18 protein-coding genes are annotated in these 20290 nt (G+C 74.7%); 11 read left to right on the forward strand and 7 right to left on the reverse strand.

Translation table 11 applies throughout. The annotated features are described in order from the left end of the window. Positions 1-46: 46 nt before the first annotated feature. Positions 47-973, reverse strand: a complete 927-nt coding sequence (locus ABFT23_RS03700) for an NAD(P)/FAD-dependent oxidoreductase (RefSeq protein ID WP_347892675.1) — start codon at positions 971-973, stop codon at positions 47-49. Between the two features lie 71 nt (positions 974-1044). Here ABFT23_RS03700 and ABFT23_RS03705 point away from each other — a divergent pair, with 71 nt between their 5' ends. From ABFT23_RS03705 to ABFT23_RS03745, 9 genes are all read left to right on the forward strand, one after another. Further along, positions 1045-1482, forward strand: coding sequence for a MerR family transcriptional regulator (locus tag ABFT23_RS03705; RefSeq protein WP_347892676.1), 438 nt, complete (start codon positions 1045-1047; stop codon positions 1480-1482). 45 nt (positions 1483-1527) lie between these two features. After that, positions 1528-2322 (forward strand): SGNH/GDSL hydrolase family protein, encoded by a 795-nt coding sequence (locus tag ABFT23_RS03710; RefSeq protein WP_347892677.1) that lies wholly within the window; start codon positions 1528-1530, stop codon positions 2320-2322. 115 nt (positions 2323-2437) lie between these two features. Further along, positions 2438-3235 carry an SGNH/GDSL hydrolase family protein gene (locus tag ABFT23_RS03715; protein WP_347892679.1) on the forward strand — a complete coding sequence of 266 codons (798 nt, stop codon included), beginning with the start codon at positions 2438-2440 and terminating at the stop codon, positions 3233-3235. A gap of 58 nt (positions 3236-3293) precedes the next feature. Further along, positions 3294-5201, forward strand: coding sequence for a penicillin-binding transpeptidase domain-containing protein (locus ABFT23_RS03720; protein WP_347892681.1), 1908 nt, complete (start codon positions 3294-3296; stop codon positions 5199-5201). Positions 5202-5291: 90 nt separating this feature from the next. After that, entirely contained in the window at positions 5292-8075 is a 2784-nt protein-coding gene (locus ABFT23_RS03725; protein ID WP_347892682.1) for a helix-turn-helix transcriptional regulator, read from the forward strand. Between the two features lie 82 nt (positions 8076-8157). Beyond that, positions 8158-9267, forward strand: a complete 1110-nt coding sequence (locus ABFT23_RS03730) for a DNA glycosylase AlkZ-like family protein (protein ID WP_347892683.1) — start codon at positions 8158-8160, stop codon at positions 9265-9267. A gap of 158 nt (positions 9268-9425) precedes the next feature. Further along, positions 9426-10901 carry an NAD-dependent succinate-semialdehyde dehydrogenase gene (locus ABFT23_RS03735; RefSeq protein ID WP_347892685.1) on the forward strand — a complete coding sequence of 492 codons (1476 nt, stop codon included), beginning with the start codon at positions 9426-9428 and terminating at the stop codon, positions 10899-10901. 37 nt (positions 10902-10938) lie between these two features. Then, on the forward strand, positions 10939-11898 hold the full coding sequence (locus tag ABFT23_RS03740) for a glycoside hydrolase family 25 domain-containing protein (protein ID WP_347892686.1): 960 nt from the start codon (positions 10939-10941) through the stop codon (positions 11896-11898). 37 nt (positions 11899-11935) lie between these two features. Beyond that, positions 11936-12259, forward strand: a complete 324-nt coding sequence (locus ABFT23_RS03745) for a YkvA family protein (RefSeq protein WP_347892687.1) — start codon at positions 11936-11938, stop codon at positions 12257-12259. A 10-nt stretch (positions 12260-12269) separates the two neighbouring features. Here the strand turns inward: ABFT23_RS03745 and ABFT23_RS03750 are convergent, their stop codons facing one another. The 5 genes from ABFT23_RS03750 to ABFT23_RS03770 all read right to left on the reverse strand — a co-directional run bounded on the left by ABFT23_RS03750 (position 12270) and on the right by ABFT23_RS03770 (position 17098). Continuing rightward, entirely contained in the window at positions 12270-13217 is a 948-nt protein-coding gene (locus ABFT23_RS03750; RefSeq protein ID WP_347892689.1) for a LuxR C-terminal-related transcriptional regulator, read from the reverse strand. A gap of 10 nt (positions 13218-13227) precedes the next feature. Next, a complete protein-coding gene (locus ABFT23_RS03755; RefSeq protein ID WP_347892690.1) occupies positions 13228-13860 on the reverse strand; it encodes a TIGR03086 family metal-binding protein in 633 nt (210 codons plus the stop codon). 7 nt (positions 13861-13867) lie between these two features. Beyond that, positions 13868-14911: a sigma-70 family RNA polymerase sigma factor gene (locus tag ABFT23_RS03760; protein WP_347892692.1), complete on the reverse strand. Its 1044-nt coding sequence runs from the start codon at positions 14909-14911 to the stop codon at positions 13868-13870. A gap of 88 nt (positions 14912-14999) precedes the next feature. Beyond that, the gene (locus ABFT23_RS03765) at positions 15000-16520 is read right to left on the reverse strand and encodes a glycerol-3-phosphate dehydrogenase/oxidase (RefSeq protein WP_347892693.1); all 1521 of its coding nucleotides are present in this window, start codon (positions 16518-16520) and stop codon (positions 15000-15002) included. Next, on the reverse strand, positions 16517-17098 hold the full coding sequence (locus ABFT23_RS03770) for a TetR/AcrR family transcriptional regulator (protein WP_347892694.1): 582 nt from the start codon (positions 17096-17098) through the stop codon (positions 16517-16519). Before ABFT23_RS03770 ends, ABFT23_RS03765 begins: the two co-directional genes overlap by 4 nt. A 17-nt stretch (positions 17099-17115) precedes the next feature. Here ABFT23_RS03770 and ABFT23_RS03775 point away from each other — a divergent pair, with 17 nt between their 5' ends. After that, positions 17116-18726 (forward strand): FAD-binding oxidoreductase, encoded by a 1611-nt coding sequence (locus ABFT23_RS03775; protein ID WP_347892696.1) that lies wholly within the window; start codon positions 17116-17118, stop codon positions 18724-18726. Then, entirely contained in the window at positions 18726-19643 is a 918-nt protein-coding gene (locus ABFT23_RS03780) for a diacylglycerol/lipid kinase family protein (protein WP_347892697.1), read from the forward strand. Before ABFT23_RS03775 ends, ABFT23_RS03780 begins: the two co-directional genes overlap by 1 nt. Here the strand turns inward: ABFT23_RS03780 and ABFT23_RS03785 are convergent. After that, positions 19640-20284 (reverse strand): pirin family protein, encoded by a 645-nt coding sequence (locus ABFT23_RS03785; protein WP_347892699.1) that lies wholly within the window; start codon positions 20282-20284, stop codon positions 19640-19642. The genes ABFT23_RS03780 and ABFT23_RS03785 overlap by 4 nt on opposite strands. Positions 20285-20290: the final 6 nt, after the last annotated feature.

Below are 20290 nucleotides of genomic sequence, written 5' to 3' on the forward strand. Positions count from 1 at the left end.
CGAGGTGCGAGGAGCCCCGGCGACGAGCCTCGAGACCGCCGTCGACCTACGCCGGCGCGAGGACGCCGTGGTCGAGCTCGAGCAGGTCGGCGACACAGGCGATGGCGGCCGACTGACCGGCCGCCGCCGCGCCGAGCACCGAGGCCATCGGCATCGGGAGCTGGGCGGTGTGGGCCAGGTCGCCGGCGGCGTAGACGCCGGGCCGCGACGTGCGGGCGAAGGCGTCGACCTCGATGCAGCCCGAGGCGAGCAGCGTGAGTCCGAGGTCGGCGGCGAACGGCGCCGACTGCTCGAAGGTGGTGCCGACCATCACGCCGCCGAGCTCGACGTCCGGACCGTCGGCGAAGGTGGCCCGGGCGCCGAGCGACGTCGGGCAGAACCCGGCCACGACCTCGTCGCGCACCGACGCCCCGATCGAGGCGAGCTGGGCGCGGTTGGCGTCGTCGAGCTCGCCGCCGTCGGCGAGCACCACGATCTCGGAGGCGATCGGCGCGAGCATCGCCGCGACGCGACCGACGTGGGCGTGGCTGCCGAGGACGCCGACCGGGGTGCCGGCGTACTCGTGGCCGTGGCAGAACGGGCAGTGCGCCGCGACGGTGCCGAAGAGCCCGGCGAGCCCGGGCTTGTCGGGCAGGGTGTCGCGGACGCCGGTGGCCAGCACGACGCGTCGGGCGCCGACCGGCCCGGTCTCGGTGCCGACCGAGTAGTGCTCGCCGTCCGGCTGCACCGACAGGGCGGCGCTGTCGCGGACCTCGACGGTCGCGTACGTCGCGAGCTCGGCACGGGCCATCGCGCGCAGCTCGGCCGGCGGCCGGCCGTCGTGGGTGATGAAGTTGTGCATCAGGTCGGCCGGGTCGTTGCGGTAGCAACCGGCGTCGAGCAGCAGCACGCTCCGGTGCATGCGGCCCAGCGTGAGGGCGGCCTGCAGGCCGGCGGGTCCGCCGCCGACGACCACCACGTCGTACTCGTCCATGAGTTCTCTCCTTCTTGCGACTTGTTCTCAACATCAGGATGTGAGTTCATGTGGACATGAAGTCAAGTCCCATGAGCATCGGAGACCTGGCGAGCCGGTTCGGACTCGCGACGCACGTGCTGCGGCACTGGGAGGACGTCGGCCTGCTGGCCCCCGAGCGCGACGGTGGCGGACGCCGTCGCTACGGCCGCGACGAGCTCGTGCGCGTCGCGATCATCCTGCGGAGCCAGGCGGCCGGCATGTCGCTGGAGCAGATCGGGGTGCTGCTCGACGCCGAGGCGCCGGAACGGCACCTGGTGCTCGAGGCGCACATCGCCGACCTCGACCGACGCATGACCGAGATGCAGCGCAGCCGGGAGATGACGCTGCACGCGCTCTCGTGCCGCGCGCACGACGTCGCCAACTGCCCCGGGTTCAAGAAGGGGGTGCAGGACATGCTCGACGGCGACCCGTCGACCCTCGTCCAGGGTTTGCCCGCTACCGCACGGCGCACGGCGGTGCTTGGCTGAGCAGCGCCCCTCAATCCCGCTCAGACCCGTTCTCGGAGGTCATCGGTGCTCGTCCGTCGTCTCGCTCTCGCCCTCACCGCCGTCGCCGCCACAGTGGCGCCCGCCGTGGTCTCGGCCGCGCCCGCCCAGGCCGCGGCGCCGTCCTACGTCGCCCTCGGCGACTCCTATGCCTCGGGGCTCGGCACCCGTGGCTACGTCGACGACTCGTCGTGCAAGCGGTCCGACGCCGCCTACCCGCGGCTCGTCGCGAACCAGCTCGGCTACGCCCTGAGCTTCCAGGCCTGCGCCGGCGCGACGATCCCCACCGTGAGCAGCGGCCAGCTCGGCGCGCTGGACGCCTCGACGTCGTACGTGTCGGTCTCGGTCGGCGGCAACGACGCCGGCTTCGCCGACGTGCTCACCGAGTGCGCCACGCCCGTGTGGGCCGGCGACTGCGACGGCGCGATCGACGGCGCGCAGGCCTTCATCGCCACCACCCTGCGTGGCCGGCTCGACGGTCTCTACGCCGACATCGCCTCCCGTGCGCCGTCCGCCGAGGTGGTCGTCGTCGGCTACCCGCGGGTGTTCATGGGCGAGGACTGCAACGCGCTCACCTGGTTCTCGCCGGAGGAGCAGGCGCGGCTCAACGCCACCGCCGACCAGCTCAACGGCGTGCTCGCCGCAGCCGCGGCCTCCCGTGGCTTCTCGTTCGCCGACCCGACCAACGCTTTCGTCGGACATGCTGTCTGCGACAGCCCGGAGTGGCTCAACGGGCTCTCGAACCCGATCGACGAGAGCTACCACCCCAACGCCGCCGGCCACGCCTCCGGCTACGCGCCGCTGGTGGCCGCTCTTCTCTGACCGTTCGTCCACAGGTCGCCGCCGGCCCCTACCGGATGTCGGCGGCGGCTGCTTGAGTGTGAGACGTGGGTCACATCGGGTGCCCCGCACGCGGAACATCTCTCGGAGGTCGCAGGTGCTCGTCCGTCGTCTCGCTCTCGCTCTCGCCGCCGTCGCCGCCGTGGTGGCGCCGGCCCTCGTGTCCGTCGCCCCGGCCCAGGCCGCCGCGCCGTCCTACGTCGCCCTCGGCGACTCCTACGCCTCCGGGCTCGGCACCCGCAGCTACGTCGACGGCTCGTCGTGCAAGCGGTCCAACCTCGCCTACCCGCGCCTGGTCGCCAACCAGCGCGGCTACGCGCTGAGCTTCAAGGCCTGTGCCGGGGCCACTGTCGGCACCGTCACCAGCAGCCAGCTGAGCGCGCTGTCGTCGTCCACCCGCTACGTGACGATCTCGGTCGGCGGCAACGACGCCGGCTTCACCAGCGTGCTCACCGAGTGCGCCCAGCCGGGCTGGGCGAGCGACTGCGACGCCGCCGTCGACCGGGCCAACTCGTTCATCAACAACACCCTCCCGGGCCGCCTCGCCACGCTCTACTCCGCCATCCGGTCCCGAGCGCCCCAGGCCAAGGTCGTGGTGGTCGGCTACCCGAGACTCTTCATGGGCGAGGACTGCAACGCCCTCACCTGGTTCTCGCCGGCCGAGCAGGCCCGGCTCAACGCGACGGCCAACCTGCTCAACTCCAAGCTGTCGAGCGCCGCGTCGGCCCGGTCGTTCTCGTTCGCCAACCCGACCAGCCGGTTCGTCGGACACGCTGTCTGCGACAGCCCCGAGTGGCTCAACGGCCTCTCCAACCCGATCGACGAGAGCTACCACCCCAACCGTGCGGGGCACGCGTCCGGGCTCGCGCCGCTGGTCTCCGGCCTGCTCCGCTGACCCGCCGACGCTCGATCGCCGGCGTCGATCGTCCCACCCGGCTGGTAGAACCGACGGCATGCGCCGCCCCCTGATCGCCGCCTCCGCCGTGCTGCTGGCCGCCAGCCTGGTCGCCTGCACGGGCGACGACGACCCCGCCGATGCCGGCGACGACGCCGAGGCCACGGCCGCCGCCCTCGTCGAAGGCCTCGGGTCGGGTCGCTTCGACGACCTCGTCTTCGTCGACGCCACCCCGGCCGACGTCGCCACCGACTACGCCTCCGTCGTCGAGGGGATGGGCGACCTCGAACCCGCCGTCGAGCTCGGCGGGGTGGAGGCCGACGGCGACACGGCCGCCGCCACGATCTCGTGGTCGTGGCCCCTGGTCTCCGACGACGACGAGGGCGACGCCGAGCCGTGGGCCTACGAGACCGAGGTCGCCCTCGAGCAGGTCGACGACGAGTGGCAGGTCGCGTGGGGGCACCAGGTCGTCGAGCCCACGCTCAACGCCAACTCGGTGCTCGACACCACCAGCGTCGCGGCGACCCGCGGCGACATCCTCGGTGCCAACGGCGTCGCCCTCGTGACCGAGCGGCCCGTCGTCCGGGTCGGCATCGACCGCAGCCAGGTGCCGGCCGCACAGGCCGGTGCGTCCGCCGCGGCCCTCGCCCGGCTGGTCGGCGTCGACGTCGGGCCCTACCGCACGCAGGTCGAGGGCGCCGGACCCAAGGCCTTCGTCGAGGCCATCACGTTCCGCCGCGACGACGTGCCGCGCGGGGTACCGGCGGGCGTGCGCGGCATCGCGGGCGCCATCACGATCTCCGGCGAGGCCCCGCTCGCCCCCACCCGCGACTTCGCGGCCCCGATCCTCGGCACCGTCGGCCCGGTCACGGCTGAGATGATCGCCGACGAGCCCGACCGCTACGAGGCGGGCGACGTCGCGGGCCTCTCGGGCCTCCAGGCCCGCTACGACGAGCAGCTGCAGGGCGAGCAGGGCGTCGTCGTCAACGCGGTGGGCAGCGACGGCCGCGAGCGCGAGCTCTACCGTGCCGGCGGTGGCGAGGGCGCTGCGCTGCAGCTCACCCTCGACGAGCGCCTGCAGTCGGAGGCCGAGTCGCTGCTCGCCGACGTCGGCCCGGCCAGCGCGGTCGTCGCCGTCCGGCCGAGCGACGGTGCGATCCTGGCCGCCGCCAACGGCCCCGGCAACGGCGGGCAGAACCTCGCGACCTTCGGCCAGTACGCACCCGGCTCGACCTTCAAGAGCGTCAGCGGGCTCGCGCTGCTGCGCCGCGGTCTCACGCCCGACAGCCCGGTCGACTGCACCACCACGATCGACGTCGACGGTCGCGACTTCAAGAACTACGACGACTACCCCGCAGGCGGCACCGGCACCATCCCGTTCCGCACGGCCATGGCCAACTCGTGCAACACCGCCTTCATCGCCGAGCGCGGCCGTCTGCGCGACGGCGACCTGGCCGCCGCCGCGGCGACGCTCGGGCTCGGCATCGACCACGACCTCGGCTTCCCGGCCTACTTCGGCCAGGTCGACCCGCCCACCACCGAGACCGGTCGGGCCGCCGACATGATCGGCCAGGGCACGATCCTGGCCTCGCCGATGGTGATGGCCACCGTCATCGCCTCGATCCAGCAGGGCAGCACCGTCGTCCCGAGGCTCGTGCAGAGCGTCGACGTCGCCGTGCCCGCCGAGGCGACGCCCCTGACCGCGGGCGAGGCCGAGCAGCTGCGCTCCCTGCTGCGCGGCGTCGTCACCGACGGCAGCGGCCGGGCACTGGCCGGCCTGCCCGGCCCCGAGGTGATCGCCAAGACCGGCACCGCCGAGTTCGACGACGGCGGTCAGATCCGCACCCACGCCTGGATGATCGCCGCGCAGGGCGACCTCGCCGTCGCGGTGTTCGTCGGTGAGGGGGCGTCGGGCTCGCGCACCGCGGGACCGATCATCGAGGCGTTCCTCCGGGCCGCGCGGTGACCGGCCATCCGCCCCGAAGCGCGGGCGAGGGGAACCTTCCCGTTCCGCGGGACTGTCCGCGCCTGGTGAGCGCCCCCTAACCTGAAGACCATGTCTCGGATGGTCGGACGCAGCGCGCTGCTGGCGGAGGTCCACGACCTCCTCGCCCGCGGCGAGTCCGTCGCGCTCCACGGTACCCGGGGCGTGGGCAAGAGCGCGCTGCTCGACGTCGTCGAGCACCGGGCCCGCACCGAGCAGCGGGCCGAGGTGCTGCGGGCCAACGGCGCGGCCGACGAGACCGCCCTGCCGTTCGCGGCCCTGCGCGACCTCCTGGCCCAGTGCCCGGAGCCGCTGCTCGAGGGCATGCCGCCGCAGGTGCGCGAGGTCGTCGCCTCGGGTCTGGTCGGCCTCGAGCGCACCCATGACGTCCGCTCCGACCTCGCCGCCGCGGTGCACACCCTGCTCGACGAGTGGTCGCGCGAGCACCCGGTGCTGCTCCTCCTCGACGACGTCCAGTGGCTCGACGCCGACTCCTCGGCCATCGTGGGCTACGCCCGACGTCGCCTCGGCGGCCGGGTCTCGGTGGTCGCGACGGTCGGCCTGACCCCCGACGACGAGACGTCCGCCGCCGGTCTCGACGGTCCGGTCGGGTCCGGCGACCCCGGCGACCCCGCGGTCGACGTCAGCGAGCTCCACCCCGTCGACGTGCCGCCGCTCGACGCCGTCGACATGATCGAGCTGCTCTGCTCGCACGACCTCTCGCCCGACGTCGCGCAGCGCGTGCACGTCGAGTCGGGCGGCATCCCCTCGCTCGCCCTCTCGCTCGCGGGTCTCATCGGTGAGCGCCCCGTCGTCATGGGTGGTCCGACGCCCCGGCCGGCCAGCATCGAGCGGGTGCTGCGCGACCGGTACCGCGCGCAGCCCCCCGAGGTGCGCGAGACGCTCCTGTACGCCGCGCTGCTGCACCGCCCGACCGTGCGCGACCTCGAGCGGGCCGGTCGCATCTCCGCCGACGACGACGTGCGGCGCGCCGAGACGTCCGGACTGCTGGCGCCGTCCGACGGCGGGGTCCGGTTCATCCCCTCGGCGCTGCGCGAGGTCATCGTCGACCTCTACCCGGCCGCGGCCCGCGGGGCGCTGCACGAGCGCCTGGCCGAGTCGTCGCCGTCCGCCGCCGGCCGGCTCCGGCACCTGGCCCTGGCCGACCCCCGGCCCAGCGCCGACCTCGCCCACGAGCTCGGACGGGTCGCCCGCGAGAGCGCCACCGCCGGTGCGCGCGAGATCGCGGCCGAGCTGTACGTGCTCGCCGCCGACCGCGCCCCGGTCGAGCTCGCCGCCGAACGGGTCGAGTGGCTGGTGAGCGCGATCGAGACCGCCGCCCCCGGCAACCACGTCGACCTCGTGCAGCGCGCCCTCGCCGACGTGCTCGAGGCGCCGACGACGCCGGCGCAGGCGGTGCGCGTGCGCCTCGCCATCCCCGAGCTGGCCGGGCACGGCGTCACGGTCCTCGACGAGGTGCTCACCGCGGCCCTCGCCGACGCCGGTGACGACGACCTGCTGGTGGCCAAGGTGCTGCTCCAGCGCGCCCGCATCGCCCTGATGGAGTCGCGCCCGCACGCCGCCCACCGCGCGTGCGAGCGCGCCGTCGCCCTGCTCGAGCGGCACGGCAACCCGGTCGAGCTGGCGCTCGGCCTCACCACGCTCTCGGTGGCGCGACGCTGGACCGGGGCCGACCACGTCTCGGCGATCGAGCGCGCCGTCGAGCTGTCGGGGCCCACGCCCACCGGCTTCCTGCACACCTCGCCGGAGTACATGGCGGCCCGGTTCGCCTTCTACGACGACCGGCTCGACGAGGCCTGGTCGGCCAACCTGTCGATGCTCGCGCACGTCGAGCGGGGGGCGGGCATGGACCACCTGCACGTGCTGCGCTGCCTCGTCGAGGTCGCCGCCCGCACCGGACGGTGCGCCGAGGCGCTCGAGTACGCCGCCCGCGCGGCACGGATCGGGGAGCAGTTCGACCTCGAGGCCTACAGCGGCTGGTTCGTCACCGCGACGGCCGAGCTCGTCGCCGGCGACCTCACCCGCGCCCGCACCCTGGCCGCGCGGGGCGCCGAGGCGGCCGAGGAGCGCGGCGACGTCCGCTACCTGCAACGCAACCTGATCGTGCTGGGTCAGGCGCTGCTGCGCTCGGGAGACGCGCAGGGCGCCCACGACGCGCTCGACCGGGTGCGCGAGATCGAGCGTGAGGGCGGCTTCAGCGATCCCACCGTCAACCGCTGGCAGGCCGACCTCGTCTCGGCGCTCACCGCGCTCGGTCGCACCGCCGAGGCGCAGGAGGTGCTGGCCCAGGCCCGCTACGAGATCTCCCGTCGCGAGGAGCGCGGCGGCACCGACGGCGTCTCGGCCCAGCTCGACCGGGCCGAGGCCGAGCTGCTCGTGGCCCGCGGCGAGCTCGACGCCGCCGAGCAGGTGCTCGACCGTGCGGCCAAGGTCTCCGCCGACCTCGGTCTGCGCGTCGACGTCGGGCGCGTGCAGGTCACCCGCGCCCACCTGGCGCGGCGCCGTCGTCGCGTCGCCGCCGCGCGCACCTCGCTGCAGGAGGCGCTCGACACCTTCACGTCGCTGCGGGCCGAGGCCTGGGCCACCCAGGTGCGCGGCGAGCTCGACCCCGACCGGGCCCCCGACACCGGCGACCCGCTGCTCGACCAGCTCACCGACACCGAGGCCCGCATCGCGCGGGCCGTCGCCGAGGGCGCCAGCAACCGCGAGATCGCCGAGCGCACCTTCGTCAGCGTCAAGACCGTCGAGGCGACGCTGACCCGGATCTACCGCAAGCTCGACCTGCGCTCGCGCACCCAGCTGGCCACGCTCCTGGTGCCGGCGCCGCCCGAGTAGCGCGGAGCCCCGGGAAGCCACGGTTCCGGACAAGTGCGGTCCGCGGACGCCGATCGTCCGTGATCGCTGACAGGCTCGGCCCATGAGCTCGCCGCAGTTCTCCGTGACGTGGCCGCAGGCGCTGGGCTTCCGGCTCGGGCGCCACCTGCTCGACCCGATCGGGGTGGGGTCGGTCGCCGACGTCGTCGGCCGGCTGGGCGCCGTCCCGGCGATGGACGACGCGCTGGCCGAGCTCGCCGTGGCCACCCGCCGGACGGCGTCGCGGCCCGGCGCGCTGGCGCGGGCGCTGGCCGACGGCACCGTCGTCTCGGTGTTCGCCTACCGCGGCGCGGTGCACCACCTGGCTCCCGCCGACGCCGGCACCTACCTCGCGCTGCGCTGTGCCGGGCGCCAGTGGGAGCTGAAGAGCTGGGTCGACTTCTACCGACTGCGGCCCGACGACTGGCCGGACTTCCGCGCCGCCGTCCGCGAGGCGCTCGACGACGGGCCGCTCACCATCGCCGAGCTCGGGGCGGCGCTGACCGCCCAGCGCCGCTACCGGCACCTGCGCGCGGTCTTCGACGACGGCGCGGGCACGCTGGTCAAGCCGCTGACCTGGCAGGGCGACATCTGCTTCGGGCCGCGCCGCGACGGCCGCGCGACCTTCCAGCGGCTCGACCGCAACCCGCGCTGGACCGGCCTGCCCGACCTCGACGCCGCGGGTCCGCGGGCGATCACGGCCTACCTGCGCACCTACGGCCCCGCGACGCCCGACCACGTGCACCACTGGTTCGGGCGCGGCCTCAGCGCCGGACGCCGTCGCCTCGACCGCTGGCTCACCGAGCTGGCGCCCGACCTCGTCGAGGTCGACGTCGAGGGCACCGCCGCGCTCGTCGTCCGCGACGACGCCGACGCACTGCAGGCGGCCGTGGCGTCGCCTGCCGTGCGTCTGCTGCCCGGTCACGACCAGTGGGTCATGGGCGTCGGCACCCAGGACCGGCACGTCGTCCCGCCGGCCGTGCGCGACGTCGTGACGCGCAAGGCGAACCTCGTGCTCGAGGGCGGCGTGGTCGCCGGCACCTGGGCCCGCCGCGAGGGCACCGTCACGATCACGTGGCTCGCCGACACGCCACGCCCCGACCGCGCGATGCGCGACGAGGTGCGCCGGCTCGGTGCCCTCCTCGACCGCGAGCTCACGACGGCCTGGGACTGATCGGAAAACAGGCGGACCCCCCGCCGCATGGGGTCGGCGAGGGGTCCTCGTCGTCTTCTTGGTGCTCCCTCCGAAGGACGACTGAGAAGAGAATACGCCCGCGACTCAAGGTGTGTCCCCCCTTTGGCGGGAGATCTTTGGGTGGAAGGCTGTTTGACATGAGCGGACAAGACCGGATCGATTCCCTGCTGTCGCCCGAGCACCGCAACCTCTACGTCGGCGGCACCTGGCGCGAGGCCGACGACGGACGCCGCTTCGACGTCGTCGACCCGGCCGACGGGTCGGTGCTCGCCACCGTCGCCGACGCCTCGGCGGGGGAGGCGGTCGAGGCGCTCGACGCCGCGGTCGCCGTCCAGGCCGAGTGGGCGGCGACGCCGCCGCGCGAGCGCGGCGAGGTGCTGCGCCGGGCGTGGCAGCTGCTGCAGGACCGCGCCGACGACGTCGCGCTGCTGATGAGCCTCGAGATGGGCAAGCCGGTCGCCGAGGCCAAGGGCGAGGTCACCTACGGCTCGGAGTTCTTCCGGTGGTACGCAGAGGAGGCCGTGCGCATCCACGGCCGCTGGATGCAGGCGCCGGCGGGCGGGTCGCGGCTGCTGACGATCCGCAAGCCCGTGGGCCCGTGCCTGTTCGTCACGCCGTGGAACTTCCCGCTGGCGATGGGCACCCGCAAGATCGGCCCGGCCGTGGCGGCCGGGTGCACGATGGTGGTGAAGCCGGCGTCGAGCACGCCGCTGACGATGCTCTACCTCGCCGACCTGCTGGCCGAGGCGGGCCTGCCCGACGGCGTCCTCAACGTGGTCACGACCACCCGCGACAAGGAGCTGAGCGAGACGCTGCAGGCCGACGACCGGCTCCGCAAGGTGAGCTTCACCGGCTCGACCGCGGTCGGCCGGGTGCTGGTGCGCCAGAGCGCCGACGTGCTCCAGCGGGTGAGCATGGAGCTCGGCGGCAACGCGCCCTTCCTGGTGTTCGCCGACGCCGACCTCGACGCCGCCGTCGACGGCGCGATGGTCGCCAAGATGCGCAACATGGGCGAGGCCTGCACGTCGGCCAACCGGTTCCTGGTGCACGCCGACGTCGCGGAGGAGTTCGGGCGCAAGCTGGCCGAGCGCATGGGTGCGCTCACGGTCGGCCGGGGTCAGGACGACGGCGTCGACGTCGGACCGCTGATCGACGAGAAGGCGGTCGAATCGGTCTCGCAGCTGGTCACCGACGCCGTCCACGACGGCGCGCGGGTGCTGGTGGGCGGCCCCGACGGCACGGTGCCCGACGGTCCCGGCTACTTCTACGCCCCGACGGTGCTGGTCGACGTCCCGGCCGACTCGGCGATCAACACCGAGGAGATCTTCGGGCCGGTGGCGCCGATCTCGACGTTCACCACCGACGAGGAGGCGATCGCCGCGGCCAACGACACCGAGTACGGCCTGGCCTCCTACGTCTACACGCGCGACCTGGCGCGCACCATCCGGGTCGCCGAGGCGCTCGAGTTCGGCATGGTCGGCGTCAACACCGGCCTGGTGTCGAACCCGGCGGCGCCGTTCGGCGGCATGAAGGCCAGCGGCTTCGGCCGCGAGGGCGGCTTCGAGGGCATCGAGGAGTACCTGGAGACGACCTACGTCGCGCTGCCCGGCTGAGAACCGGGTCCCTGGTCGGCTCCGTACCCTGGGGCCCATGAGGTGGGCGGTCGGGGCGCTGGTGCTGTGCCTCGTCGCGGCCTGCTCGGCCACGTCGGACGACGAGACGGCCGCGACGGCCGCGACGGCCACCCCGTCCGGCTCGGCGACGGCCACGCCCGACCCGCCCTCGCCGACCCACGTCGACACGCCGGCGGCGACCGAGGCGCCCCCGCCGTCGCCCGAGCCGAGCCGCAACCCGCTCGCCGACCTCGTCGAGGGCATCGAGATCACCGACGAGCCGCTGCTCGGGGCCGACATCAGCTGGCCGCAGTGCCCGCCGGGCCTCGGCATCGCGCAGAAGCGGTCGTCGGGCCAGCCGATGCCGGTGCCCGAGGCGCGCTACGTGATCATCGGGCTGACCAACGGCCCCGGGTTCTACCCGAACCCGTGCCTGCGCGACCAGGTCTCGTGGGCCCGCCAGAACGGCCTGATGGCCGCCGGCTACGCGGTCGCGTCCTTCCCCGAGCCGCGCTTCGTCGAGCAGTACGGCCAGGACGGGCCGTTCGACGGCGGCAGCGAGCAGGGCGCCCTGGCCAACGCCGGCTACCAGCAGGCGCTGTTCAACGTCCGCACCATGCGCGAGGCCGGCCTGCCGAGCCCGGCGGTGTGGATCGACGTCGAGCCCGTGCCCGACTTCGCGTGGAGCGGCGACCTGTCGGCCAACGCCGCCGTCGTCACCGGCATCGCCCGCGGCTACACCGACGCCGGCTTCCGGATCGGCGTCTACTCCACGCCGGCACTGTGGGCCGGCGTCGTCGGCGACCTCGAGCTCGGCGTCCCGGAGTGGCGCGCGGCCGGGCAGACGTCGTCCGACGAGGCGCTCGCACGCTGCGGCGCCGACTGGGTGATCCAGGGCGGCGACGCGATCATCGGGCAGTGGGTCGAGCGCGACCGCGACATGAACCTGACGTGCCCAGGGGTCACGGACCTCAGCGTCTGGTTCCACCAGTTCTGAGCGCGATCGACGGCGAGTCGCATGGGAGGGTGGGGAGATGGACGTCTCCGACCTGATCGTCGCGGTGCTGGTCGTGGTCGGCGTCGTGTTCGTGCTCGGGGTCGCGGTCATCGTGTTCGTGATGTGGCGCTACCGGGTGCCGCCGCGCGGCCTGGTGGCCATGGTGGGGGCGCTGGTCTACCTGGTGAGCCCGGTCGACGTGCTGCCCGAGGTGGTGCTCGGTCCGTTCGGCTTGGTCGACGACGCCGGCGTGATCACGGTCGTGGCCGTGTGGGTCTACAAGCTGGTCCAGGCGCGCCGGATCCTGCGCGAGGGCGGGGTGCGCGACAACCGGAGGCCGAGTCGGCAGGAGCGGCCCTGACCCGGGGTCGCTACGCCTGGCGCGGCCCGACCGAGGCCACCAGTGCCGAGCGCGAGCCGACGCCGAGCTTGCGGTAGACCTTCGACAGATGTCCCTCGACGGCCTTGACCGACACGACGAGACGGTCGGCGACCTCGCGGTTGGTGAGCCCGTCGAGCACCAGGACGGCGACGCGGCGCTCGGCCGCGGTGAGCACCGACAGCGTCTCGGACTCCGCGCGGTGCGGCGCCTCGCCGAGCCGGTCGAGCAGTCGCCGCACCCGGCTCTGGAGCGGCCAGAGGCCCTCGCGGCCGGCGTAGAGCTCGGCCGGGCGGAGGAGCGCGAGGGCCTCGCCGGTGGCGCCCCCGAGCACGAGCAGGCCGGCGAGGTCGGTCTGGAGCTGGGCCCGCAGGCGGTCCGGGCCGTCGGTCTCGGTCAGCAGCGCCAGCCCCTCGCGCAGGCGCGCGACACCGGTGCCGGGATCGGCCGTGGCGAGCACCCGGAGCGCGAGCGCGACGTCGTCGGGTGATCCCGTCGCGAGGGCGAGGGCGTGCTGGTCGCGTGCGAGCTCGAGCGCCTCGGCGCGCCGTCCGATGCGGATGAGGGCGAGGGCGGCGCCGGCGCGCCACGCGAGGTCGAGGCCGTGGACGTCGTGGGCCCGCCCGGCCGCGAGGAACCGCTCGACGGCGAGCTCGGGCTCGCCGATCGCCGAGGCGAGCTCGGCCCGGGCGTGGTGGGCCGCCGCCGTGTCGGCGTGCTCGAGCAGCGTGCCGAGGGTCAGCGCCGCACCGAGGTCGCCCTGCGCGAGGTGGCACTCGAGGAGCAGGGCCGCGGCGTCGACGTGCTCGGGGTGGACGGCGTGGAGCTGGCGCAGCTCGGCCACGGCGGCCTCGATGCGGCCGCGACGGACCAGGACACGCGCCTCGTCGAGGCGGGTGTCGTCGGGGGCCTCGAGGTCGTGAGGCGTGGCGGCGACCATGACCCACAGGTTAGGAAGCGTCGAGGTCCCGCGTCCGCCGAACGGCGTAACTGTGACGTAGTGGACCAGTCAGGTCGGGCACGCCGGCGGCCGGGTCGCGGCCGAGGAAGGCCAGCAGCCGCTCGGCCGGCGCGGGATCGCTGCCCGGGTGACGGGGGAAGGCGAACCGGTGGCCGCGGTCGGCGTCGTCGACGAGCGCGGCCGCGACGGGGTGCAGCATCAGCGCGAGGTCGGGCGGCAGCGGGCTGCGGTGGCCGGTGGCCTGGGCGACGTCCCAGCCGTGCACCGTGATCTCGAGCGCGGCCGCCCGCACGACGACGGACGTCGGCACCGGCATGCCACCGACGCGGACGAGCGTCGTCCGGGCCCCGCTCCAGGCGCCGAGCAGGTCGCAGGCCTTGGCCTGCAGGGTCGCGACGCGGACGTCGAGCGCGTGGGGCGGGGGCTCGGGCGCTACCTCGCCGGCGGCGCCCTCCTCGAAGGCGACGAGGGCGTCGTGCATGTGGTCGAGCAGTCGGTCGAGGTCCCAGTCGGCGCACGGCGTGGGGCGGAACAGGTGAACGGGACGGACGTACAGCAGTGCCGCGCGCGTGTAGACCAGGGCCCGTTCGAGCAGCTCGACCCCGCGGTCGGGGTGGTCCACGACGCGCTCAGTCGGCGGCGGGGGTCGTGGCGGGCACGGCGGCCGGCGCGGCCGGCACGTAGTCGGCCGGCAGCCGGTCGGGCAGCCCGAACGTCTCGAAGAGCCGCGGCTCGAAGAACGCCGTCACGTGGCGGACCTTGTCGCCCTCGAGGTGCAGCACCTGGAGGTGGAAGGGCACGAAGTCGCCCTGCGGCGAGCGCATGTACAGCGCGAACGCCGGCTGGCCGTTGGCGACGGTGGGGATCATCGGCATGTCCTGGACGCCGCCGGGGCACTTGGTGCCGATGAGGTCGCCGATGTTGGCCGAGCCGCGGTACCAGTTGGTGAAGGGCGGCATGTCCCACGTCGCGTCGTGCTTGAGCAGGCTGACGATGGTGTCGATGTCCTTGGCCCAGAACGCCTCGAGGTAGCGGTCGAGCAGCATCTGCTGGCGCTCGTCGAGGTCCTCGACGACGGTGTCCTCGGTCAGCGCCCGCTCGCCGAGCTGGGCGTGCGCCCGCTGCAGGGCCGAGTTGACGGCAGCGACGGTGGTCTCGAGGGCCTCGGCGGTCTCCTTGGCGCTCCACCGCAGCACGTCGCGGAGCACGAGCACCGCGCGCTGGCGGGCCGGCAGGTGCTGGAGCGCGGCGACGAACGCCAGACGCAGCGTGTCGCGCTCGGCGACGACGACGGCGGCGTCGGGCACCGGCTCGAGCCAGGCGATCTCGTGGTTCTCCTCGAGGGCGTCGCCGGCCATCTGGTCGGAGGTGCCGAGCCCGGCCGGGAGCGGCCGGCGGGGCTTGCCCTCGAGATTGGTCAGGCAGACGTTGGTGGCGATGCGGTAGAGCCAGGTGCGCACCGAGCTGCGGCCCTGGAAGGTCGCGCTCGCCTTCCACGCCCGCAGGAAGGTCTCCTGCACGAGGTCCTCGGCCTCGTGCACCGATCCGCTCATGCGGTAGCAGTGGGCCATCAGCTCGCGCTGGTAGCGCGCCGTCAGCCCGTCGAAGTCCTCGAGCTCTGCCCCCGGCGCCACGCCGGTCGCCGTCGTCGTGCCGCTCTCGGTCGTGGTCATCTCGTCCCCGATGGTCGAAGTCATCGTCTGCTCCCGATCTCGCGTGCCAGTCTGCCTCTCCGCTACAGACCGGGTCGACCCGCAAATGTCATCGGTCGGGGCGCGCGAGCGAGAGCGCGCGCCGGGCGGCCGGGACGGCGAGGGCCCGGTCGGCGGGCACCAGCCCGGTGCGGGTGCGGCGGTCGAGGAGGTCGTCGACGTCGTGGGCGCCCTCGTGGGTGACGGCGAAGACGAGCTCGGCGAGGGTCGTCGGCACGGTGTCGGCGACGGGGGCGAGCAGGTCGTCGTCGGGCAGGCCGGTGACCTCGCGGGCGGTGTCGAGCACGAGGGCGGCGTCGGTGCCGAAGCGACGCACGAGGCGCTCGGGCTGCTCGAGCAGCGCCAGCTCGGCACGGGGTGCGGCGCCGAGCAGCGGCGTCGTCGCGGTGACGCACGGGCCGCCGAGGCCGACCGCGTCGAGGGTGTCCTGGGCCATGCGGCGATACGTCGTCAGCTTGCCGCCGACGATGGTCGTGACGCCGCTGCGGCTCGTCAGGACGGCGTGTCGGCGCGACAGGTCGGCGGTCGAGCCCTCGCCGTCGGTCGTGGCCGTGTCGAGCAGCGGGCGCAGGCCGGCGAAGGCGCCCACGACGTCGGAGCGGTGCAGCGGGCGGTCGAAGGCGGCCGCGACGACGTCGAGGAGGAACCCGATCTCGGGCTCGGACGGCGTGGGCACGTCGGGGACGGCGCCCTCGACCGGCTCGTCGGTGAGACCGACGTACAGGGTGTCGTCGGGCTGCGGCAGCACCATCACGAACCGGTTGAGCGCGCCCGGCACCGGCGCGAACACGGCCGTGCGCAGGCCCGGCAGGGTGCTGGCCCGCAGCACGAGGTGGGTGCCGCGGCTGGGCCGCAGCGTGACCTCGTCGACGAGGTCGCCGGCCCAGACACCGGTGGCGTTGACGACGGCCCGCGCCCGCACCTCGGACGTCGCGCCGGTGAGCTCGTCGCGCAGCGTGACCGAGCGTCCGGTGGCGGCCAGCACGCGGGCGCGGGTGCGCACGTGGGCGCCGTACGACGCCGCCGTGCGGGCGAGAGTGGTGACCAGGCGGGCGTCGTCCTCGAGCCGGCCGTCCCACGAGAGCCAGCCGCCCGCCGACCCGGCCGTGCGCAGGCCGGGGGCCAGCGACCGGATCTCGGTGGCCGACAGGCGTCGTGGCTTGGGCAGCGTGTCGGGCGAGGTGTGGGCGCCGCGGCGCAGGAGGTCGCCGGCGCGCAGGCCGCTGCCGGTGAGCGCGCGCTGCGTGCGCGTGGTCGTGGCGGTGAACGGCACGACGTAGGGCATCGCGTGCGTGAGGTGCGGCGCGGTGACCTCCATGAGGACGCCGCGCTCGGTCGCGCTCTCGTGGGCGACGCCGACCTGGCCGTTGGCGAGGTAGCGCAGCCCGCCGTGCACCAGCTTCGACGACCAGCGCGAGGTGCCGAAGGCGAGGTCGTGGGCGTCGACGGCGAGCACGGACAGGCCCCGGGTAACGGCGTCGAGCGCCACGCCGGCGCCCGTGACGCCGAGGCCGACGACGACGAGGTCGACGTCGACCGGCGCGCCCGCCAGGCCGGGCGTGATCGTCACGGCGCGAGCGCCCGGCTGAGCACGAGGGCCAGCTCGGCGTCGAGCTCGGCCTCGCTGGCGGCGTCGTCGACCATCGTGTGGGCCGAGAGCACGAACCCGTGGGCGGCCAGCACGAGGCCGCGGGCGATCGCGGTGGCGTTGCCGGCGCGCACCGTGCCGTCGGCCTGGCCGGCGGTGATGGCCTCGGTGGCGATGGCGAGGATCAGGTCCTGCGAGCGACCGCGCCGGGCGAGCAGGTAGGGCAGCACGAGCTCGGGGTCGACCTCGACGATGCGCACGAAGAGCTCGTTGACCCGCAGGGCCCGGATGGTGGCGACCATGCGCTCGACGAGGCCCGCGCCCTCGAGGGACGACGTGCCGGCCACGATCGCCGTCCACTCGCGCGCCATCAGGTCGCCGAGCAGCGTGGGCATGTCGGCCCAGGTGCGGTAGATCGTCATGCGCGAGACGCCGGCGCGTCGGGCCACCTCGGTGAGCGTGGTGCGCCTCCAGCCGACGTCGAGGAGGCAGGCGCGCGCGGCGTCGAGGTAGGCGTCGCGGGGCGAGTCCGCCGACTCGTTGTGACGAAGTGACGTCATGTGTAACACTGTAACACGTGACCCGACCCACGCCGTCCGAGATGCACCCGTCGCGCTGGGGCGACCCGGCCCGCGCCACCGCCCTGCCCGACAGCGCCCGCGGGCTGGTCGAGCTGGCCTTCGGGCCCCGGCCGTGGCACGAGCGACCCGCGCTCGACGACGCACCGCTGCCGCCCTCCGGTCTGGCCGACGCCCTGCTCGCTCCGTTGCGCGCCACGCTCGGCGACGAGCACGTGCGCACCGACGACGACACCCGCCGGCTGCGCACCCGCGGCAAGTCGACGCCCGACCTGCTGCGCGCCCGCGCCGGCGACCTCGCCGACGCCCCCGACGCCGTCGTCCGGCCCGGCTCGCACGACGAGGTCGCCGCCGTGCTGGCCTGGGCCGTCGAGCACCACGTGGCCGTCGTGCCCTTCGGCGGCGGCACGTCGGTCACCGGCGGTCTCGTGGCCCGCCGCGAGGGCTTCGCCGGACTCGTCTCGCTCGACCTGGTGCGGCTCAAGCGCCTGATCAGCGTCGACCGGGTCTCCATGACCGCCGTCCTCGAGCCCGGCCTGCGCGGGCCGGAGGCCGAGGCCCTGCTCGGCGCCGAGGGACTGACGCTCGGGCACTTCCCGCAGTCGTTCGAGTACGCCACCATCGGCGGCTTCGCCGCCACCCGGTCCTCGGGCCAGAGCTCGGCCGGCTACGGCCGCTTCGACGCGCTGGTCGTCGGGTTGCGGGTCGCGACGCCGCGCGGGGAGTGGCGCCTCGGGTCGGCGCCGGCCAACGCCGCCGGTCCCGACCTGCGTCAGCTCGTGCTCGGCTCCGAGGGGGCGTTCGGCGTCATCACCGAGGTCACGGTGCGGGTGCGCCGGCGGCCCGCCGTCACGACCTACGAGGGCTGGCGGTGGCCCTCGTTCGACGCCGGCGCCGACGCCATGCGCACGCTCGCGCAGGCCGGGCTGCTGCCCACCGTCATCCGGCTCTCCGACGAGTCCGAGACGGCGATCAACCTGGCCCGCCCCGACGCCATCGGGCCGTCCGGACAGGCCGAGCCGGGCTGCCTGATGATCACCGGCCACGAGGGCGAGCCGGACGCCGTCGAGGCCGGGCGGCTCGCCGCCACCGCCGTGCTCGAGGGGCTCGGTGGCACGCCGCTCGGCACCGAGCCGGGCGAGGCGTGGGTGCACGGACGCTTCGACGCGCCCTACCTGCGCGACTCCATGCTCGACGTCGGCGTGCTCGTCGAGACCATGGAGACCGCCACCTGGTGGAGCAACCGCGCGCGCCTCTACACCGAGGTGAAGGCCGCGCTGACGGCCTCGCTCGGCGAGGGCGCTCTCGTGCTGTGCCACATCAGCCACGTCTACGAGACGGGCTGCTCGCTCTACTTCACCGTCGCCGCCCAGGCCGCCGGCGACGAGAGCGCCACCCTCGACCAGTGGCTCGCCGCCAAGGCCGCCGCCTCCGACGCGATGACCGACGCCGGCGCCACGATCACTCACCACCACGCGGTCGGCACCGACCACCGGCCGTGGCTCACCCGCGAGATCGGCGAGCTCGGCGGGTCGGTGCTGCGCGCCGTCAAGGCCGACCTCGACCCGACCGGGGTGCTCAACCCCGGGATCATGGTGCCGGTGGCCTGATGGCCCGCTCGTTCACGTTCCTGGTCAACCCGGCGTCGGGCGGCGGGGCCACGCCGGAGGCCGTCGTCCCGGTCGCCCGGCTGCTGCGCGACGCCGGCGCCACCGTCGACGTCACGTACTCGCCGGGCCCGCGGGCGATGGCCGGCCTCGTGCGCGCCGCGGTCGAGCGCGACGACGTCGTCGTCTCCGTCGGCGGCGACGGCATGCTCTCCTCGCTCGCCGGGGCGGTCTCCGAGCTCGACGGCACGCTCGCCGTCCTGCCGGCCGGGCGCGGCAACGACTTCGCCCGCATGCTCGGCCTGCCCGACGACCGCGCGGCCCTGGCGCGGCTGCTGCTCGACGGCGACGTCCGCCGCGTCGACCTGATCTCCTGGACCCTGCCCGGCGCCGCCCCGCGCCGGGTCGCCGGCTCGGTCTACGCCGGCATCGACGCCCGCGCCGGTGAGGTCGTCGACCGCGCCCACCGGCTGCCCCGCCGGTTGCAGTACCCCTACGCCGCCGTCCGGGCGATCGCCGGCTACCGGCCCGGCCGGTTCCGGGTCACGGTCGACGACGTCACCGGCGAGTACGCCGCCGCGTCGGTCGTGGTCGCCAACTCGGCCTACTACGGCAAGGGCATGAGGATCGCGCCCGGCGCCGTCGTCGACGACGGCCTGCTCGACGTCGTCGTCATCGAGGCGGCGTCCAAGCCGGCTTTGCTGCGCTCGCTGCCGAAGGTCTACGCCGGTGCCCACGTCGACCTCGACGAGGTGACCGTGCTGCGGGGCCGTCGGGTCGAGGTGGCCGCCGACGCCCGACCGCCGGTGCCCGTGGGCGGCGACGGCGAGCCGCTCGGCGTCCTGCCCGGACTCGCCCTCGAGCCGGCCGTCGTCGAGGTGCTGCCCGGCGCCCTCGCGGTGGTCGGCCCGCCGTCCTAGCCCGCGAAGGTCCAGACGAGGAGCGTGGACGCGACGGCGGCCGCGAGGTCGCGGGCGGGCTCGTCGACGAAGCGGAACGCGTCGCCCTCCTGCATCGGCTCGGCGAGCGAGGAGCGCAGGAGCGCGCCACGGACGACGTAGACGTGCGCACGGGCCGCGGGCGGCACCGTGCAGGTCTCGCCGTCGGCGAGCCGGACGACGTCGAACCGGGCACCCGGCAGCGGCTCGACCGTGCTCACGCCCTCGGGCAGGACGTCGTACGTGGGCTCGGCCGTCGGCTGCTCGTCGCTCAGCCAGACCTGCACGAAGCGCGTCTGCGGCGCCGCCGCCACCTCGCTGTGCTCGACGCCGGCGCCGGTGCGCAGGACGGCGATCGAGCCGGCCGGCACGGTGGTCTCGCCGGCGGGGCCGGTGTGCGCGAGCGCGCCGGTCGCGACGTAGGTGACGATGACCAGGCCGCTGTGGCGGTGGGTCTCGAAGCCTCGGCCGTCGGCCAGGAAGTGGTCGTCGTGGCAGACCATCGGCCCGAAACGCAGGTTGTCGGCGTCGTAGGAGTCGCCGAACGCGAACGAGTGACGGGTCACTCGTCCGGGCTGCTTGTCGACGAAGCGGTCGGTTCCTCGGCGGATCTCAGCACTCACGGGCAT

This window comes from Nocardioides secundeburneus (genome assembly GCF_039939255.1).
Taxonomy (GTDB): domain Bacteria; phylum Actinomycetota; class Actinomycetes; order Propionibacteriales; family Nocardioidaceae; genus Nocardioides.